General features: G+C 41.9%; 18 protein-coding genes. 13 read left to right on the top strand and 5 right to left on the bottom strand.

Annotated features, from left to right (window positions below; genetic code table 11):
* A partial coding sequence (locus FTU98_RS10295; RefSeq protein WP_179990606.1) for a transposase occupies nt 1-110 on the top strand: 110 nt, incomplete at its 5' end.
* A gap of 89 nt (nt 111-199) precedes the next feature.
* On the opposite strand, the gene FTU98_RS10290 is transcribed toward FTU98_RS10295, so the two are convergent.
* Together FTU98_RS10290 and FTU98_RS10285 are read right to left on the bottom strand one after the other, a co-directional pair.
* Nucleotides 200-1,087, bottom strand: coding sequence for a DMT family transporter (locus tag FTU98_RS10290; RefSeq protein WP_167846019.1), 888 nt, complete (start codon nt 1,085-1,087; stop codon nt 200-202).
* Nucleotides 1,088-1,274: 187 nt separating this feature from the next.
* Nucleotides 1,275-1,424, bottom strand: a complete 150-nt coding sequence (locus FTU98_RS10285; protein ID WP_180051375.1) for a hypothetical protein — start codon at nt 1,422-1,424, stop codon at nt 1,275-1,277.
* A 206-nt stretch (nt 1,425-1,630) separates the two neighbouring features.
* On the opposite strand from FTU98_RS10285, the gene FTU98_RS10280 reads away from it, so the two are divergent.
* Entirely contained in the window at nt 1,631-3,055 is a 1,425-nt protein-coding gene (locus FTU98_RS10280) for a PLP-dependent aminotransferase family protein (protein ID WP_180051374.1), read from the top strand.
* A gap of 76 nt (nt 3,056-3,131) precedes the next feature.
* Here the strand turns inward: FTU98_RS10280 and FTU98_RS10275 are convergent, their stop codons facing one another.
* From FTU98_RS10275 to FTU98_RS10265, 3 genes are all read right to left on the bottom strand, one after another.
* Complete coding sequence (locus tag FTU98_RS10275) at nt 3,132-4,490, bottom strand: DcaP family trimeric outer membrane transporter (RefSeq protein ID WP_257220041.1); 1,359 nt, start codon at nt 4,488-4,490, stop codon at nt 3,132-3,134.
* Nucleotides 4,491-4,598: 108 nt separating this feature from the next.
* Entirely contained in the window at nt 4,599-5,972 is a 1,374-nt protein-coding gene (locus FTU98_RS10270) for an MFS transporter (protein WP_154320738.1), read from the bottom strand.
* Nucleotides 5,973-6,261: 289 nt separating this feature from the next.
* Nucleotides 6,262-7,176, bottom strand: coding sequence for a LysR family transcriptional regulator (locus FTU98_RS10265; protein ID WP_096901617.1), 915 nt, complete (start codon nt 7,174-7,176; stop codon nt 6,262-6,264).
* A gap of 116 nt (nt 7,177-7,292) precedes the next feature.
* Here FTU98_RS10265 and FTU98_RS10260 point away from each other — a divergent pair, with 116 nt between their 5' ends.
* The 11 genes from FTU98_RS10260 (at nt 7,293) to pcaF (ending at nt 17,674) form a co-directional block, all read left to right on the top strand.
* A complete protein-coding gene (locus tag FTU98_RS10260) occupies nt 7,293-8,402 on the top strand; it encodes a muconate/chloromuconate family cycloisomerase (protein WP_004973532.1) in 1,110 nt (369 codons plus the stop codon).
* Nucleotides 8,403-8,415: 13 nt separating this feature from the next.
* Nucleotides 8,416-8,706, top strand: coding sequence for a muconolactone Delta-isomerase (gene catC, locus FTU98_RS10255; protein ID WP_096901615.1), 291 nt, complete (start codon nt 8,416-8,418; stop codon nt 8,704-8,706).
* A 147-nt stretch (nt 8,707-8,853) separates the two neighbouring features.
* A complete protein-coding gene (gene catA / locus FTU98_RS10250; protein ID WP_180051373.1) occupies nt 8,854-9,774 on the top strand; it encodes a catechol 1,2-dioxygenase in 921 nt (306 codons plus the stop codon).
* A gap of 73 nt (nt 9,775-9,847) precedes the next feature.
* On the top strand, nt 9,848-11,236 hold the full coding sequence (gene benA, locus FTU98_RS10245; RefSeq protein WP_096901613.1) for a benzoate 1,2-dioxygenase large subunit: 1,389 nt from the start codon (nt 9,848-9,850) through the stop codon (nt 11,234-11,236).
* Nucleotides 11,233-11,724: a benzoate 1,2-dioxygenase small subunit gene (gene benB / locus FTU98_RS10240; RefSeq protein WP_096901612.1), complete on the top strand. Its 492-nt coding sequence runs from the start codon at nt 11,233-11,235 to the stop codon at nt 11,722-11,724. Before benA ends, benB begins: the two co-directional genes overlap by 4 nt.
* Before the next feature lie 95 nt (nt 11,725-11,819).
* Entirely contained in the window at nt 11,820-12,836 is a 1,017-nt protein-coding gene (gene benC, locus FTU98_RS10235) for a benzoate 1,2-dioxygenase electron transfer component BenC (protein WP_019837573.1), read from the top strand.
* Between the two features lie 38 nt (nt 12,837-12,874).
* Entirely contained in the window at nt 12,875-13,660 is a 786-nt protein-coding gene (gene benD / locus FTU98_RS10230) for a benzoate diol dehydrogenase BenD (RefSeq protein ID WP_004973522.1), read from the top strand.
* 59 nt (nt 13,661-13,719) lie between these two features.
* Complete coding sequence (gene benE / locus FTU98_RS10225; protein WP_004973520.1) at nt 13,720-14,940, top strand: benzoate/H(+) symporter BenE; 1,221 nt, start codon at nt 13,720-13,722, stop codon at nt 14,938-14,940.
* Nucleotides 14,941-14,967: 27 nt separating this feature from the next.
* Nucleotides 14,968-15,654 carry a 3-oxoacid CoA-transferase subunit A gene (locus FTU98_RS10220; RefSeq protein WP_180009200.1) on the top strand — a complete coding sequence of 229 codons (687 nt, stop codon included), beginning with the start codon at nt 14,968-14,970 and terminating at the stop codon, nt 15,652-15,654.
* 22 nt (nt 15,655-15,676) lie between these two features.
* Nucleotides 15,677-16,330, top strand: a complete 654-nt coding sequence (locus FTU98_RS10215; protein WP_104851987.1) for a 3-oxoacid CoA-transferase subunit B — start codon at nt 15,677-15,679, stop codon at nt 16,328-16,330.
* A gap of 138 nt (nt 16,331-16,468) precedes the next feature.
* Nucleotides 16,469-17,674 carry a 3-oxoadipyl-CoA thiolase gene (pcaF, locus tag FTU98_RS10210; protein ID WP_070155120.1) on the top strand — a complete coding sequence of 402 codons (1,206 nt, stop codon included), beginning with the start codon at nt 16,469-16,471 and terminating at the stop codon, nt 17,672-17,674.
* Nucleotides 17,675-17,733 lie beyond the last annotated feature (59 nt).

Raw genomic sequence — 17,733 nt, 5'->3', positions numbered from 1 at the left:
AATGGCAGTGTGTGGAGTGCGGTACGCTCCATGATCGGGATGTAAATTCCGCACTGAATATTCTTGCGCTCGGGCATGAGCGTCTAGCAGTAGGAATCTCCGTCCTTTAGGTCGGGGAGGATGTCAAATTTCTGAGATGCTCAAATGAAGTCAACGGATTTGACATAAGTTTGAAACTACATAGCTGTGAAATATAACACTATGCCCAAATGACCAACATTGCTGCAAGCACGACCAATCCCAATCCCCAATGATCGGTACGGGCAAGTTTTTCTTTAAAGAAATACGCTGAAATAAGTAAGCTGAATAATATTTCAATTTGTCCGAGTGTTTTCACAATCGCCACAGTTTGCATACTCATGGCACTAAACCAGCCCAGTGATGCTAAAAAACTGCAGACGCTCACTTTAAAAGTTAATCCAACCCGCTGCCACATGGCATATAAGGTATGTCGTTTAAATATACCTAAAAAAGCCAATAAGATAAAACATTGTAAGCCAATGACCCACACCAAAACCCATGCAGCACGGTGAATAAACGGTAAGAAATCCAGCTCTAGACTGGCTTCACGCACCAATAAAGAAGTCACCGCAAAGCTGAGTCCACTACCGATTCCAATGGCTAAAGTTGTGAATGAAAAATCACTACGTTGATTGCCTTTACTCAGTAGAAATACCGCAATACCGCCTATCGCAACACCTAACCAAGCCAATGCGCTTAAATGTTCTTGTAGGAAAATCACGCCTACAATTGCGGCTAAAACTGCTTCACTTTTGGCAAGTCCGACACCCACCGCATAATTTTTCTGTTGAAACAGTTTTACCATTAAAGCTGTGGCTAAAATCTGACACACTGCTGCAATAATGATATACAGCCAAAACATCGAACTAAAATGCAGTTTTGCTTGTACAGGCTGCTGCCATTGTAAAATGCTTAAATACGCCAGTGCAAAAGGCAAGGCAAAAATAAAACGTGCCAAAGTCACGCCATAAACATCTACACTTGTGCTGAGTTGTTTTTGAAAGGCATTGCGCCATGCCTGCATAAATGCAGCCATTAAGGTAAAGAGCACCCAACTCGAAATCATTGCAACCACAAATGCTTTACTGATAAAGTTATAATTTACGCCTATTCCGTTATTTTTGCGATCTTTATTGCTTTTGAGTTATGCGCTTACGATCTCTTTTATAAACAAAAAAAACATTCATTAAAATTCAAATGAATGTTTTTCATATCTTGAAGCGATTATAGGTGTGCTGTTATTCAAAAACTGTTTAGAACTTATCTAAATTCACCACAACAGCCACGCCGATACAAAATAAAGCTACATACACGGTAAACCAAATAATCATGTGCTTAAATGCTCTGTCTGAAATACTGCTATCGGCATATTTCTGTGGTTTGCGTGAGTTATCTTCTTGCATATCGACTCCAATCTAGCCAGATTATGGGGATATACAGATTATGTAAAATTCTAAAGCATTGCTGTAGATACAAAATATTCATTAAAAACTATAACAGTTGATTTTAGATATATGCAAATCTGTTATAAAAACAGAAATTATTTAATGTTTTAAACCTAAAATAGATCAAAATAAGTAACAGCTGCAAAAAATGCTTGAGTCATACCATGTATAAATCTGAACAATTGGCGTTGAACATTCGGCAACTCATTGAAAATGGTGCATGGAAAGCACATAGCAAGTTACCTTCGTTAAGAGAACAATCACAAATCAGTGGTTATAGCTTAATGACCGTGCTAAACGCTTATCAAGAACTTGAAGCTCAGGGATTGGTTTACGCTAAACAAAAGTCGGGGTTTTATGTCGCAGAACGTCTCAATCAAACTGAACGACCTGTACCAAGCAGTTTGAGTTTAAATGCACATATTCAAATGAACTCTTTGGTCTTTGGCTATTTAAAATCAATTCAGTCTGCAGATGTCAGTCCTTTAGGCTCTGCCTTTCCCAATGCAGAATTACTGTTTAACCCAAAGTTAATGCAAATTTTAGCGCAGCACGCCAAGCGAAAAAGCAGTTATTTTAGCCACGACCACATGCCACCGGGCAATTATGAATTAAGAACCATAATTGCAAATCGCTACTGTTTACAAGGCATACCCACCCATGCAAATGACATTGTCATTACATCTGGCGCATTAGATGCGCTCAATTTGTCATTACAAGCTTTGACCAAACCTGGAGATTTTATTCTATTACAAGAAACTATTTTTTATGGTGCATGGCAAGCGGCTGAACGTCTTGGTTTACAGGTGATTACCATTCCAGAACACCCTGTTTCAGGTTTCGATTTAGACTCATTTGAACAAGCCTTAAAACAATACCCAATTAAAGTCTGCTGGTTGATGTTGAATATTCATAACCCTATTGGCTTTAGTGTCAGAGATGAAATTAAGCAACGTATTGCGAGTTTGCTTGAAGAATATCAAGTGTATTTAATTGAAGATGATGTCTATCAAGAATTGTATTACGGTACGCAAAAACCACTGCCCATGAAGTATTTTGACCGACAACAACGCGTACTGCATTGCGCTTCTTTTTCTAAAACTTTGGGTTCTGCTGTGCGGGTCGGTTGGGTTTATGCAGGTCAATTTTCCAATGCTATTCAGCATTTGCAACTCATGAGCACGGTTTCTGCAAGTCCCTTACTGCAAAACACTTTGGTCGATTTTCTGTCACATCATCATTATGAAAAACATTTGCGTAAATTACGCAAGCAATTAGAAAAACACAAAAAAGTGTTTTATCAGCAGTTGAAACAACGCTTAAACCCAACCTGCAAAATTCACTACTATTCTAGTGGATACTTTTTATGGATTGAACTGCCTGCATATATAGATGGCTATACGATTTATCAGCTATTGATTCAAAACAAGATTGGCATTGCGCCAAGTCAGTTATTCCGTTCTGAACAGGTCAGCCAGAACTTTATTCGTTTAAACTGCTCTTTTGCTTGGAACAGTGATATTGCTGCTGCATTGGATGTTTTGTCTGAGGTGATACAACAGCACATCACGCAATATACTCATGCCTAATTGCCAAGCCTATCACCCGACAATAAAAAAAGAGCTGAGTTTTTGGCTCAGCTCTTTTGTGGTTTACAGTACAATTTTAGAAGTTATAAATAGCTACAAGATTTAAACGATTATCTTCACCTTTGTCGCTACCATTAGTGTCAGGCGCTAATGCAGTACGCTCACCATAAACATATTCAAGACCAAAGCTTAACGGTTTGCGTGGGCTATAGAATACGTTTGCCCAAGCTTGCCATAACTCTTTGTTTGCACGAGTTGCATCATTTTCAGTTTGATCTTTTGGTATTGATGCTTTAAGAACATCAGTATAGTTTTGATCCTTATCAAAACTCATATAACCATAACCCAATGTACCATGTACTTTGTCACTGAATTTTTGTGTAATACCGACCATGATTGAGTCAAATTCACTTTGAAGAAGACTGCCATCTGCCTGAGCAACAACACCTTTGTTGGTGAATGATACAAAGCTGCTATCACCTTTTACATGGTAATAATCGGCTTTTAAAGTTGTGCCCGGTACAACATCATATTTTGCACCTACACCAACACCCCATGCCATTTCTTCTTCAGAATTGATACGTTTTTCATGCCCCATCGCACGTACGCTGACATTTAAATTATCTGCAAATTGATGATTTAAACGCGCAGTTAATGCAGGTAAACGCTGGTTGATTGAACTGTCTTTAGGGTCTTCAGCTGCAACCACCAAATTGGTTTGTGGGCTAAACTTTGTTGTATAGCGTACTTGTGGTGTACGTTTCACCGCACCACCAACATACGCCAAAGCATCAATGGTTTCTGGCATATAGTCTGGAATCGCAAAGTTTGACCAAGTTTGACCAATCAACCAATTCCCATAGTTCAAATAAGCATGGCGAATACGTAAGTTATCAAGGTTTGCTCCACCTAAGAAGTCAACTTCAAGTTTACCTTTTACGTCTTGTTCACCCACAGGGCTTTTAAAATCTAAACCTAAACGGGTTGCAGAAAGTGTTGATCTCAAACGATCACTTTGTTCTTTATTGCCTTCAAGTGGTACACCGTTAATTTGGTTATACGGCATATCTTTAGCGCCACCTTCTACCTGATAAGACGCATCTAAACGCACATTACCATATAGATTAAATTCGGCACCTTTGGCAGTTTTTAACACAGGATTAGCAACTGGCGCTGCTGCAGTACGTTGCACATTGGCAATTGCTGTTGCAGTTTGTGCATTTTGTACTTTTTGCTGCTCAATCAAACCACGTAAAGCCTGAACTTCTTGTCTAAGTTGCTCAATTTCCGTTTGCTGTTGGGTCTGCGCCTGAGCTGCAACACTCATACCGCCCATACTTAATGCAATCATGCTCATCATGAGCGTGCGCTGCATTGTTGGTCGAACCGTTGTAGATTGAAAATTAAAAGATTGGGTTAATGTTTTCGCGTTCATCCTAAACTCGCTTGTTATTGTGCCATCAAATTCTAGCAACAGATCACCATCGCTTACGATGGCGATCTATATCATTGATGACTGTAGATTAATGGAAAGGTAAAGAAATTATTGGGTTGCTTTTTGTGCGACTGGATTGCTTTCTACAGCAGGCTCCGCAGCGGCTTTAGCTTCTACAGACGTTTTTAAATTCACCATGAAGATTGCTAAGGCAGCAATTACACCTGGAATCGCAATAGCAAAGAAGTTCATTTGGTGCGGTAAATTCATGGTTAATAGTGCACCTGTGAGTACTGGCCCAACGATTGCACCGATGCGACCAATACCTGACGCCCAGCCCATACCTGTAGAACGTACAGTAGATGGGTAATATTGTGCGACGAAAGTATAAAGTAAGATTTGTGAACCAATGGTTGCTGCCCCAGCAACTGCAATTAAGGTGTACAACACAATTTGTGGACTGTTAAAGCCAAGCAGAATTAATGCTGCTGCACCACAGATAAACATAATGGTGAGTACTTTTTTGATATGGAAGCGGTCAGCCAATGCACCACCACCAATTGCGCCAATCATGCCACCAATATTCAGTGCGAATAGGAAGATCATACTTGCACCCAATGAATAACCCGCTTGGATCATTAATTTTGGTAACCAGCTGCCCAAAGCATAAACCATTAACAAGCACATGAAGAATGCGATCCAGAACATGAACGTACTGAACATACGGCCTTGCTGGAACAATGCTTTTACAGGTGCTTCATCGCCTTTAGTCACTTCATTCAGTACAAACTCAGTGTCACCATTTAATTGTTGGCTTGGTGAGATTTTTTGCACAATACTACGGGTTTGCTCAATTTCTTTCTTGTTGGTCAAATACATGAGTGACTCAGGCAAGAATTTCCAAATTAATGGTAAAGCCACCAATGGAATAATTGCGATGTAAAACATGATTTTCCAACCAAACTCTGGCACTAACCATGCACCCAACAATGCTGAAGTCATACCGCCAATGGCATAACCACTAAACATCAGCGCAACCAAAGTACTACGAATACGCTTTGGCGCATATTCTGTCATAAGGGCCACAACGTTTGGCATTACACCGCCAATACCAAGCCCAGCAAGGAAACGTAAAATACCAAATTCAACTGGATTACTTGCAAACGCACCTAAGAATGTAAAGCCACTGAAAATAGCCACACAGATCATGATGGTCTTTTTACGACCTAACTTGTCCGATAAGGTACCGAAGGTCATGGCACCAAACATCATGCCAAACAATGCCGTACTGGCCAGTAAACCTGCTTGTACTGCACTGAGCGCCCACTCTTGCATCAGTAGTGGTAATGCAACCCCATAAATGACCAAGTCGTAACCGTCAAAAATAATGATCATCAAACACCAAAACAATACACCCCAATGGAATGGCGTGAACTTGGCCTCGTCAATCAAGGTATTAATATTAATTTTATTGCTTTGCATCTTGCTTCACCTCCTAATTGTGAAGTCCGTTACTCCAACTCAGATGCACACAATGAATAATAAGTTAAAATTTGTCCAAAACTGAATAGGCATGGATACATACCTAAAAAGTCTATAGTTTTGTAAGATATTGATTTTAAAACAGATAAAAATAACAAGGCGAAAAAAATACTGTAATGTGATGCTTAAAAAAGTTTTTTCAGGCAATTCACATAACAGTATTTTGTTAAAAATATCTGTGCTTTTATATAAAAAATATAGTTATAAATATTTGTTTTATATGGCTTTACTAGAATACATTGCGATCATAAGTAAATGCTTCCAAATCATAAACTTGATAAATGCAGTCAAACAAAGATCGAATGTCTTCACTTTCATCCATATTACGAATTGCCATAAACACAGGACTTACAGCCGAGTCATCTAATAAAGGTATAAAGTGCAAATGTGCCAAATGAATATTTTGTGCGCTTTCTGGCACGATACACAAGCCCTCACCTGCAGCAACAAAACCCAACGCCAATTGTAATTCACGCACTTCACGAATTTTGCGAGGTTCTAAACCATACTCAGAAAACACGCCACGAATTTGGGTAGAGAAGTTTGGCTTGTTGTGATTTGGATATAAAAATAGTTGTTGATCAACAACATCCGCCAAATATACACCTTCTTTTTGTGCCGCAAATGGGTGGCTCGAATGTACTGCAACCATCAAGCGTTCTTCACGTAATAAGATACGTTTAACTGCAGGATCAGAAATTCTTAAGCGTCCAAATCCAACATCTATACGCCCTTCTTTAAGTGCCTGAATTTGGTCATTGGTGGTCATTTCCACCATTTCTATTTTTAAATGCGGATGCTGCTGCTTAAACAAATACACAATTCTTGACAATAATCCGAACAATAAAGAACCAACGAAGCCAATAGTCACAGTACGACCAGCAATACCGACACGTTTTGTCATCGACTTGATTTCTTCCGCATTAGACAAAAGTTTAACGGCATGTTGGTAAAAGAATTGGCCTGCTTCGGTGGTCTTAAGCGGTCTACTTCCACGCTCAAATAGTTGAATTCCAAGCTCTTGTTCTAAATTTTGGATCTGTCTGCTCAAAGGTGGTTGAGCAATAAAGAGTTTTTCTGCTGCCTTGGTGAAACTTTGCTCTTCTACAACAGCAACAAAATAACGTAAATGTCTGAGTTCCATAGATCAAAATACCTTTTAAGTATAAAAAAATGCATATTTGATCTTCGACCAATGCAATTTATTCTTTTAAGGTATATCACATAACTGTAATAAAGCAATGATATGAAGGGCAAACCATGTATAAGTCAGTAGAAACTTTGCTGGTGGAAATACCAACCATCCGTCCACACAAGATGGCGGTTGCAACCATGCAAACCCAAACCCTTGTATTAGTCAAAATCACCACTGAAGATGGTTTTGTTGGCTGGGGCGAAGCAACCACGATTGGCGGCTTGGGCTATGGTGAAGAAAGCCCAGAAAGCGTAAAAACCAATATCGAAACATATTTCGCATCATTGCTAAAAACTTTAGCTGGCTTGAATGTTGCGCAAACTTTACAGGTCATTAAAAAGAATATCAATGGCAACCGTTTCGCGAAATGTGCCATTCAAACTGCTTTATTAGATATTCAAGCGCAGCGCTTAAACCAACCTTTAAGTGAAATTTTAGGTGGTCGCCTACGCAACTCGGTTCCTGTGTTATGGGTACTTGCATCTGGCGATACAGAAAAAGACATCGCTGAAGCACAAAAAATGATTGCGGCTAAACGCCACAACACATTCAAGCTCAAAATCGGTTCACGCCCAGTAGAGCAAGATGTAGAACACGTATTGGCAATCAAACAAGCATTGGGTAAAGACGTTTCTATTCGTGTAGACGTAAACCGTGCTTGGTCAGAACTTGAAGCAATTAAAGGCATCCAGCTTTTACAAGATGGTGGTGTCGATTTAATTGAACAACCATGTGCAATTGACAACATTGATGCCATGGAGCGTTTAACACGTAAATTTGATATTGCCATCATGGCAGATGAATCATTGATGGGCCCACAAAGCGCTTATCAATTGGCAAAACGTAATGCTGCATCTGTATTTGCAGTTAAAGTTGCACAGTCTGCTGGTCTGATTGAAGGCTGTGAAGTGGCAACGATTGCACAGTTGGCAGGTATCGACCTCTATGGCGGCACCATGCTTGAAGGCCCAGTCGGCACAATTGCATCTGCACACGTGTTCTCTACCTTCCAAAATTTAGCTTATGGCACTGAATTATTTGGCCCATTGCTGCTAACAGAAGAAATTTTAAAAACTCCGCTTCAGTACCAAGACTTTGAATTACACCTTCCAACAGGTGCAGGTCTAGGCATTGAACTGGATGAAGACAAAATTGACAACTTGCGTCGTCAGTAATTAGGAGAAACCCATGCTTTTCCACGTACGTATGGATGTAAACATTCCATTGGATATGCCAGCAGAAACTGCTAACGAAATTAAAGCCGTTGAAAAAGCATATTCGCAGGAATTACAGCGTCAAGGTAAATGGCGTCATATTTGGCGTATTACTGGCCAGTATTCAAACATCAGTATTTTTGATGTTGAGAGCAATGAAGAACTGCACAACATTCTGCAAGGTCTTCCGCTCTACCCTTACATGAATATTGAAGTGATGGCATTGAACCGCCACCCTTCATCAATTCGTGAAGATGACACCTGATTTAATTCGGAAACTGGAGTAAGCACCTTACTCCAGCACCAAAGTAAACATTTAGCAAACCAAGTAAACAAGGAAAGTGGCAGCCAATTATCTCGTTTTTAGTCCAGAGATATTCGCCACCAAAGCACACCTCCAAGGAGAATGAAAATGAATCGCCAAGAAATTGATGCATTAGTTAAGCAAATGAACGTTGATACAGCGACAGGCCCTGTAGATGAACGTGTACAACAAATTGTTGTGCGTTTATTGGGTGACCTTTTCCAAGCGATCGAAGATCTTGATATTTCTCAGTCAGAACTGTGGAAAGGTCTGGAATACTTTACTGATGCCGGTCAAGCGAACGAATTAGGTTTATTGGCTGCAGGTTTGGGTCTGGAACACTACCTAGACTTACGTGCTGATGAAGCGGATGCTAAAGCAGGCATTACTGGCGGTACGCCACGTACGATTGAAGGTCCACTTTATGTCTCTGGCGCACCTGAAACAGTAAGCTTTGCGCGTATGGACGATGGTTCTGAAGAAGGCAAAATCCCGACGCTGATCATTGAAGGTACAGTGACTGATACTGACGGCAACCGTGTTGAAGGTGCTAAAGTTGAAATCTGGCATGCCAACAGCCTAGGCAACTACTCATTCTTTGACAAGTCACAGTCAGACTTTAACCTGCGTCGCAGCATCATTACCGCTGCCGATGGTCAATATACTGCATTGACGACAATGCCAGTGGGTTATGGCTGCCCTCCAGAAGGTACAACTCAGTTTGTACTGGACAAGCTAGGCCGTCACGGTAACCGTCCATCGCACGTACATTACTTCGTATCTGCACCAGGTTACCGCAAGCTGACTACTCAATTCAATATTGAAGGCGACCAATACCTGTGGGATGACTTTGCATTCGCGACTCGTGAAGGTCTGGTGGCAACTGCGGTTGACGTGACTGATGAAGCTGAAATTGCAAAACGTGGTCTGAAAGGTCCTTTCAAACACATCCAGTTCAACATTGTTCTTCAGAAAGATCAAGCTGGCGTTCCTTCTACTGAAGTTGAACGTCGCCGCGCAAGCGCATAATTTGAAATGGAATCGGGATGTGGTCGTTGCCCCATCCCGATGACTGCCCTCCTTGGAAAGTCGGAGAAAGGACATGCCTCGTATTCCTGTTATCAATACTAGCCACTTAGACCGTATTGACGAATTATTGGTTGATGATTTTGAATCTGGTGAATTTAAATTACACCGTTCAGTATTCACAGACCAAGCCCTGTTTGACCTAGAAATGAAATACATTTTTGAAGGCAACTGGGTTTATTTGGCACATGAAAGCCAAATTCCAAACAACAATGACTACTACACCACTTACATTGGTCGTCAGCCAATCATCATTGCGCGTAACCGCAATGGCGAATTGAATGCCATGATCAACTCGTGTTCACACCGTGGTGCACAATTATGTCGTTACAAGCGTGGTAACAAAGCAACTTATACTTGCCCATTCCACGGTTGGACTTTCAACAACTCTGGTAAGTTGTTAAAAGTAAAAGACCCAGCAGATGCAGGTTATTCAGATTGCTTTAACAAAGACGGTTCACACGACTTGAAAAAAGTTGCCCGCTTTGAAAGCTATAAAGGTTTCTTGTTTGGTAGCTTAAACCCAGATGTTCCTTCTTTAGAAGAATACCTAGGCGAAGCGACTAAAATCATTGACATGATTGTGGGTCAATCTCAACAAGGTCTTGAAGTTTTACGTGGTTCTTCGACTTACACCTATGAAGGTAACTGGAAGTTAACTGCTGAAAACGGTGCCGATGGTTACCACGTGTCTGCAGTACACTGGAACTACGCTGCAACAACTCAGCAACGTAAAGAAAAAGAAGCTGGCGATAACATCCGTGCAATGAGCGCAGGTTCATGGGGCAAACAAGGCGGTGGTTCTTACGGCTTTGAAAATGGTCACATGCTCCTTTGGACTCAATGGGCTAACCCAGAAGACCGTCCTAACTTTGCCAAGAAAGATGAATACACCGAGCAATTCGGTGAAGCAATGGCGAAATGGATGATCGAGCGTTCACGTAACTTGTGTATCTATCCAAACGTGTACTTCATGGATCAGTTCGGTTCACAAATTCGTGTGTTACGTCCTCTTTCTGTCGATAAGACTGAAGTGACAATTTACTGTATCGCACCTGTAGGTGAAGAGCCAGAAGCACGCGCACGCCGTATTCGTCAGTACGAAGACTTCTTTAACGCATCAGGTATGGCTACACCAGACGATCTTGAAGAATTCCGTGCATGTCAAGTTGGCTACGCAGGTATCGCACTTGAGTGGAACGATATGTGCCGTGGTTCTAAGCATTGGATCCAAGGTCCAGACGATGCTGCAAACGAAATCGGTTTAAAACCAAAACTTTCAGGTATTAAAACTGAAGACGAAGGTTTATATCTTTCACAGCACCAACATTGGTTAGATCTAATCAAAAAAGGTATTGCGACTGAAAAAGAAATTGCTGCATCTACTGAAGGAGAAAACGCATGAGCGCGATTACTTTAGAAAATATTGCTCAATTCCTTTATCAAGAAGCTCGCTTCTTAGATGATGAGCAATGGGATGAGTGGTTACAGTGCTACGCTCCTACTGCTTCTTTCTGGATGCCAGCTTGGGATGACGATGACCGTTTAACTCAAGATCCACAGTCTGAAATATCTTTGATTTACTACCCAGACCGTCAAGGTTTAGAAGACCGTGTGTTCCGTATCAAAACTGAGCGTTCATCTGCAACCATGCCAGATACACGCACAAGCCACAACATCAGCAACATTGAAATTGTTGAACGTGATGGCGATAAAGTCACTGTACGTTTTAACTGGAACACTTTAAGTTTCCGTTACAAAACTAACTACAGCTACTTTGGTATGTCGCGCTATGAAATTGATTTTTCTGGCGACAAACCGCAAATTTTAAGCAAGTACGTGGTGCTGAAAAACGATTACATCAACCAAGTAATCGATATCTACCACCTCTAAGACTGTATTCATTTACAGCAAGGTAAAAACCTTTCAGCCAGATGGAATCTTGGCTGAAAGGTCTAGTTTCAAAGATTTATATAGGATATTCAGCCATGTCAAACCACAATGTTGCACTTCAATTTGAAGATGGCGTTACACGTTTTATTTCTGTTACAGATGGTGAAACACTGTCAGACGCAGCTTACCGTCAAAAGATCAATATTCCTTTGGACTGCCGTGACGGTGCATGTGGAACGTGCCGTGCGTTTTGTGAATCAGGTTCGTATGACATGCCTGAAGAAACTTATATTGAAGATGCATTGACACCAGAAGAAGCTGAACAAGGCTACATTCTTGCATGCCAATGTAAACCAACTTCTGACGCAGTATTCCAAATTCAAGCAACTTCTGATGTATGTAAAACTGAAATTCATGCATTTGAAGGTACTTTGGCTCGTGTCGAAAACTTATCTGACTCGACGATTACCTTTGATATTCAGTTAGATGAAGGTCAACCAGACATTCACTTCCTTGCAGGTCAATACGTGAATGTGGGTATTCCTGGTACAACAGAAACCCGTTCATATTCTTTCAGCTCTAAGCCTGGTAACCGCTTAACTGGTTTTGTAGTACGTAACGTACCAAACGGCAAAATGAGCGAATTCTTAAGCCAAAATGCCAAAGCTGGCGACAAAATGACCTTTACGGGTCCATTTGGTAGCTTCTACTTACGTAATGTAGCACGCCCTGTAGTGATGTTAGCAGGTGGTACAGGTATCGCACCATTTATGTCTATGCTGCAAGTACTTGAAGAAAAAGGTTCTGAGCACCCTGTACGTTTAGTTTTTGGTGTGACCAATGACTTTGACTTGGTTGCAATTGAAAAATTAAACGAACTACAAGAAAAATTCTCTTGGTTCGAGTACCGCACTGTAGTGGCAAATCCAGAATCTGCACACGAGCGTAAAGGTTACGTGACTGGCCATATCGAAAACGAATGGCTCAACGGTGGTGATGTAGACATCTACCTATGTGGTCCAGTGCCAATGGTAGAAGCGGTACGTGGCTGGTTAGATGCAGAAGGTGTTAAACCTGCAAGCTTCCTATTTGAAAAATTCTCTGCCAACTAAGTTTGTTATACAGTCTAGAAACATAGTCGGAGAATACAATGAATCGCACAAAAAGATTTGAAAACAAAGTTGTAATCGTGACTGGTGCCGCTCAAGGCATTGGTCGCGGTGTGGCTTTACAAGTGGCGAGTGAAGGTGCCCAAGTGGTTATGGCAGACCTTTCTCCCTATGTAGAAGAAGTGTTGGCCGAAATTGAAGAACACGGTGGCGATGCAGTAACCGTAAAAGCCAACCTTGAAACTTTTGCAGGTGCAGAATCTGTGGTTGCTAAAGCACTTGAAACCTATGGTCGTGTTGATGTGCTCATCAACAACGTAGGCGGTGCAATTTGGATGAAACCTTTTGAAGAATTTTCTGAAGAAGAAATTATCAAAGAAGTGAATCGTTCATTGTTCCCTACTATGTGGTGCTGCCGCGCAGTATTGCCTGAAATGGTGAAAAACCAGAAAGGTACCATTGTAAACGTATCTTCAATTGCAACACGTGGTATTAACCGCGTGCCATATTCGGCGTCTAAAGGTGGTGTAAACGGTTTAACCGCTTCCCTCGCCTTTGAACATGCCAAAGATGGTATTCGTGTGAATGCTATTGCAACTGGCGGTACAGAAGCGCCACCACGTAAAGTGCCACGTAATGCCAACCCACTTTCAGAATCTGAAAAAGAGTGGATGCAACAAGTGGTCGATCAAACCATTGATCGTACCTTCTTGGGTCGCTATGGCACCATTCAGGAACAAGTGAATGCGATTCTGTTCCTTGCTTCTGATGAGTCATCGTACATGACAGGTACCGTTGTACCTGTAGGTGGTGGTGATCAGGGCTAAGCCAAGATCATGACCAACTTCAACAGGATCATTGCTTGACGCAAGGAGGCAAATCGTCAATGAGTCACCTGTTCCAAACTTTAAAAAATGACTGGTCAATTTCAGCCACTGTTGCAGGATTCTTAGCAGTGCTGATCTCCTATTCAGGGCCATTGATCATCTTTTTCCAAGCGGCACAGCAAGCCCAAGTTTCCCCAGATATGATGATTTCATGGATTTGGGGAATTTCTATTGGTGCTGCTGTCGCAGGTATCTTTTTGTCCATTAAATACAAAGTGCCTGTGGTCACCGCTTGGTCTGCACCCGGTACCGCATTGCTGGTCACACTGTTTCCCGATATTACCCTGAATGAAGCAGTTGCAGCCTACATCACCTCTGCTGTGGTGATTTTTTTGATTGGAATCACAGGTTATTTTGACAAACTCCTGTCTTGGATTCCGCAAGAAGTCGCAGCAGGCATGATGGCAGGTATTTTGGTTCAATTTGGCTTAGGCTTATTTACTGCAACCGATACCCTGCCATACATTGTATTTGGGATGCTAGCGGTATTTTTATTGGCAAAGCGTTTTAGTCCACGTTATGCCATGATTTGGGTGCTTGCTGCAGGCATTATACTCAGCTTAATGCTCGGTAAAATTAACCCTGTCACCACCAATTTTAGTTTGGCAATTCCACAGTTTATTGCACCTGAATGGACGTGGAATTCAACCTTAAACTTGGCATTACCTTTAATTTTAGTCAGCTTGTCTGGGCAGTTTTTACCGGGTATGGCAATTATTAAAATTAGCGGTTATGACATGCCTGCTAAGCCTATTATTAGTGCGACCAGTATCGCTTCTCTTGCCGTTGCGTGTGTGGGAGGAATTACCATTGTACTTGCCTCTATTACTGCAGCATTATGCTTAGGTAAAGATGCGCACGAACTGAAAGAAAAGCGATATATTGCAGGTGTTGCAAACGGTATTTTCTATATTTTAGGTGGGTTATTTGCGGGTAGCATCGTCATGCTATTTAGCCTATTGCCCAAAGAACTGATTGCAGCGTTGGCTGGACTTGCACTTTTAGGTGCAATTGCCACCAATATTTCAGTTGCAATGAGTAAAGAATCACAGCGTGATGCAGCCCTCATCACCTTTTTAGCAACTGCCTCTGGCATGCAGTTTTTAGGGCTAAGTTCTGTATTTTGGGGCATCTGTATTGGTTTGATCGCACATTGGGTATTAACCAAACGCGACAACTCAGCAGCACCCCTACCTTCAACTCAAAGTTCCAAAAGTTAATGGACAGGCAATTGTCTAGGACACATTATGATTGATAAAAGTCAAACTTCTTTAACAGAAGTCCTTTCGCAAATTAAAGATGGTTCAACCATCATGATTGGTGGTTTTGGTACCGCAGGTCAGCCAGCGGAACTCATTGATGGTTTGATTGAACTTGGCATCAAAGATTTAATTATTGTAAACAACAACGCAGGTAATGGTGACTACGGTTTAGCGAAACTGCTAAAAGCTGGCGCGGTACGTAAAATTATCTGTTCATTCCCACGTCAGTCTGACTCTTGGGTATTTGATGAACTTTACCGCGCAGGCAAAATCGAGCTTGAACTGGTGCCGCAAGGTAACTTGGCATGCCGTATTCAGGCTGCAGGTATGGGTCTAGGTCCAATCTATACCCCTACAGGTTTTGGTACTTTACTTGCAGAAGGCAAACCAATCTTAAATTATGAAGGTAAAGACTACGTACTAGAAAACCCAATCCGCGCAGACTTTGCTTTAATTAAAGCACAGCAAGGCGACCGTTGGGGTAACTTGGTGTACCGTAAATCTGCACGTAACTTTGGCCCAATCATGGCGATGGCTGCCGATGTGACAATTGCACAGGTTTCTGAAGTGGTTGAGTTAGGCGCGTTAGATCCTGAACACATCATCACTCCGGGTATTTTCGTTCAGCACGTTGTTGCCGTTGGCGCAAAACAACCTGAACAATCTGCATAACTGTCACGTGAAGGAGAACATCATGAGCTATACCAAATTAACACGTGATCAAATCGCTGAACGTGTGGCACAAGACATTCCAGACGGTGCTTATGTCAACCTCGGCATTGGCTTACCAACTAAAATTTCAAACTACCTGCCTTCAGACAAAGACGTATTCTTACACTCTGAAAACGGTTTATTGGCTTTCGGTCCACCACCTCCTGCAGGTGAAGAAGACCCTGAGTTAATCAACGCAGGTAAAGAATTCGTGACCATGCTAACAGGCGGCTCATTCTTCCATCATGGTGACTCTTTTGCCATGATGCGTGGCGGTCACTTAGACATCGCAGTATTGGGTGCATTCCAAGTGGCTGAAAATGGCGACTTGGCAAACTGGCACACAGGTGCGCCAGATGCGATTCCTGCTGTTGGTGGCGCAATGGACTTAGCCGTTGGTGCGAAAAAAGTCTTTATCACAACCGATCACGTCACCAAAAAAGGTGAACCAAAAATCGTGGCTGAATTGACTTACCCAGCAACTGGCTTGAAATGTGTAGACCGCATTTACACTGACTTATGTGTGATTGACGTAACTCCTGAAGGTATGAAAGTTCTTGAAAAAGTTGAAGGCTTGAGCTTTGAAGAATTACAGTCATTGACTGGTGCAAAGCTGATTGATGCGACTCAGGCTTAATCGTCTTTAAATATAATTTTTAATCCCCCTAAATCCCCCTTTTTCAAAGGGGGACTTCCATCAAGTAATTTTAGGTGGGAATCTCCTCCCTTTTTTAAAGGGAGGTTGGGAGAGATTAAGATATTTGGAAAATAAAATATGAAAAACGCATATATCGTCGATGCCATCCGTACCCCATTTGGTCGTTATGCAGGTGGTTTAGCTCCAGTCCGTGCTGATGACTTAGGCGCATTACCGATCAAAGCACTTATGCAACGCAATCCATCTGTAAACTGGGAACAAGTTGATGACGTGATTTACGGCTGTGCCAACCAAGCAGGTGAAGACAACCGTAACGTGGGTCGTATGTCTGCACTTTTAGCAGGTTTACCGTACCAAGTGCCAGCAACCACTGTAAACCGTTTATGTGGTTCATCGCTAGACGCAATTGCAATGGCCGCACGTGCAATTAAAGCAGGTGAAGCAAACCTGATTATTGCAGGTGGTGTTGAATCAATGAGCCGCGCTCCATTTGTGATGGGTAAATCAGAATCTGCTTATGGTCGTAGTCAAAAAATTGAAGACACCACAATGGGCTGGCGTTTCATTAACCCGAAACTCAAAGAAATGTACGGCGTAGAAACTATGCCGCAAACTGCTGAAAATGTAGCGGAACAGTTCAATATTAACCGTGCCGATCAAGACTTGTTTGCTCTAACCAGCCAACAACGTACTGCTGCTGCACAAGCACGCGGTTTCTTTGACAAAGAAATTATTGCAGTGGAAATTCCACAACGTAAAGGCGAGCCTGTCGTTGTTGCTGCAGACGAACATCCACGTGCATCAACCACAGCAGAAGCATTGGCAAAATTAAAGCCAGTGGTAAAAGCAGACGGTACTGTGACTGCAGGTAACGCGTCAGGTATTAACGATGGTGCGGCTGCCCTACTGATTGCTTCTGAAGAAGCGGTTGCACAACACGGCTTAAAACCACGTGCCAAAATCATTGCTTCAACTGTTGTTGGTGTTGAACCACGTATTATGGGCTTTGGTCCTGCGCCTGCAATCAAAAAATTGTTGGCACAAACAGGTTTGACCATTGAACAAATGGACGTGATTGAACTGAACGAAGCCTTTGCTGCACAAGCATTAGCATGTACTCGTGACTTAGGCATTGAAGATGGTTCAGAGAAAGTCAATCCAAACGGTGGTGCAATTGCTTTAGGTCACCCACTTGGTGCATCTGGTGCGCGTTTAGTCACTACAGCACTGAACCAACTTGAACAAACTGGCGGTAAATACGGTTTATGTTCAATGTGTATTGGTGTTGGTCAAGGTATTGCTTTGATTATTGAACGTGTTTAATCCTCATTAAAAGTCCCCCTTTCATAAAGGGGGATTTAGGGGGATTTATAAGATTAAGG

The organism is Acinetobacter sp. YH12211, from assembly GCF_013418015.1.
GTDB classification, from domain to species: Bacteria; Pseudomonadota; Gammaproteobacteria; order Pseudomonadales; family Moraxellaceae; genus Acinetobacter; species Acinetobacter towneri.
Note: the sequence above shows the minus strand (reverse complement) of the source record. Positions and strands in the feature narration are given on the sequence as shown.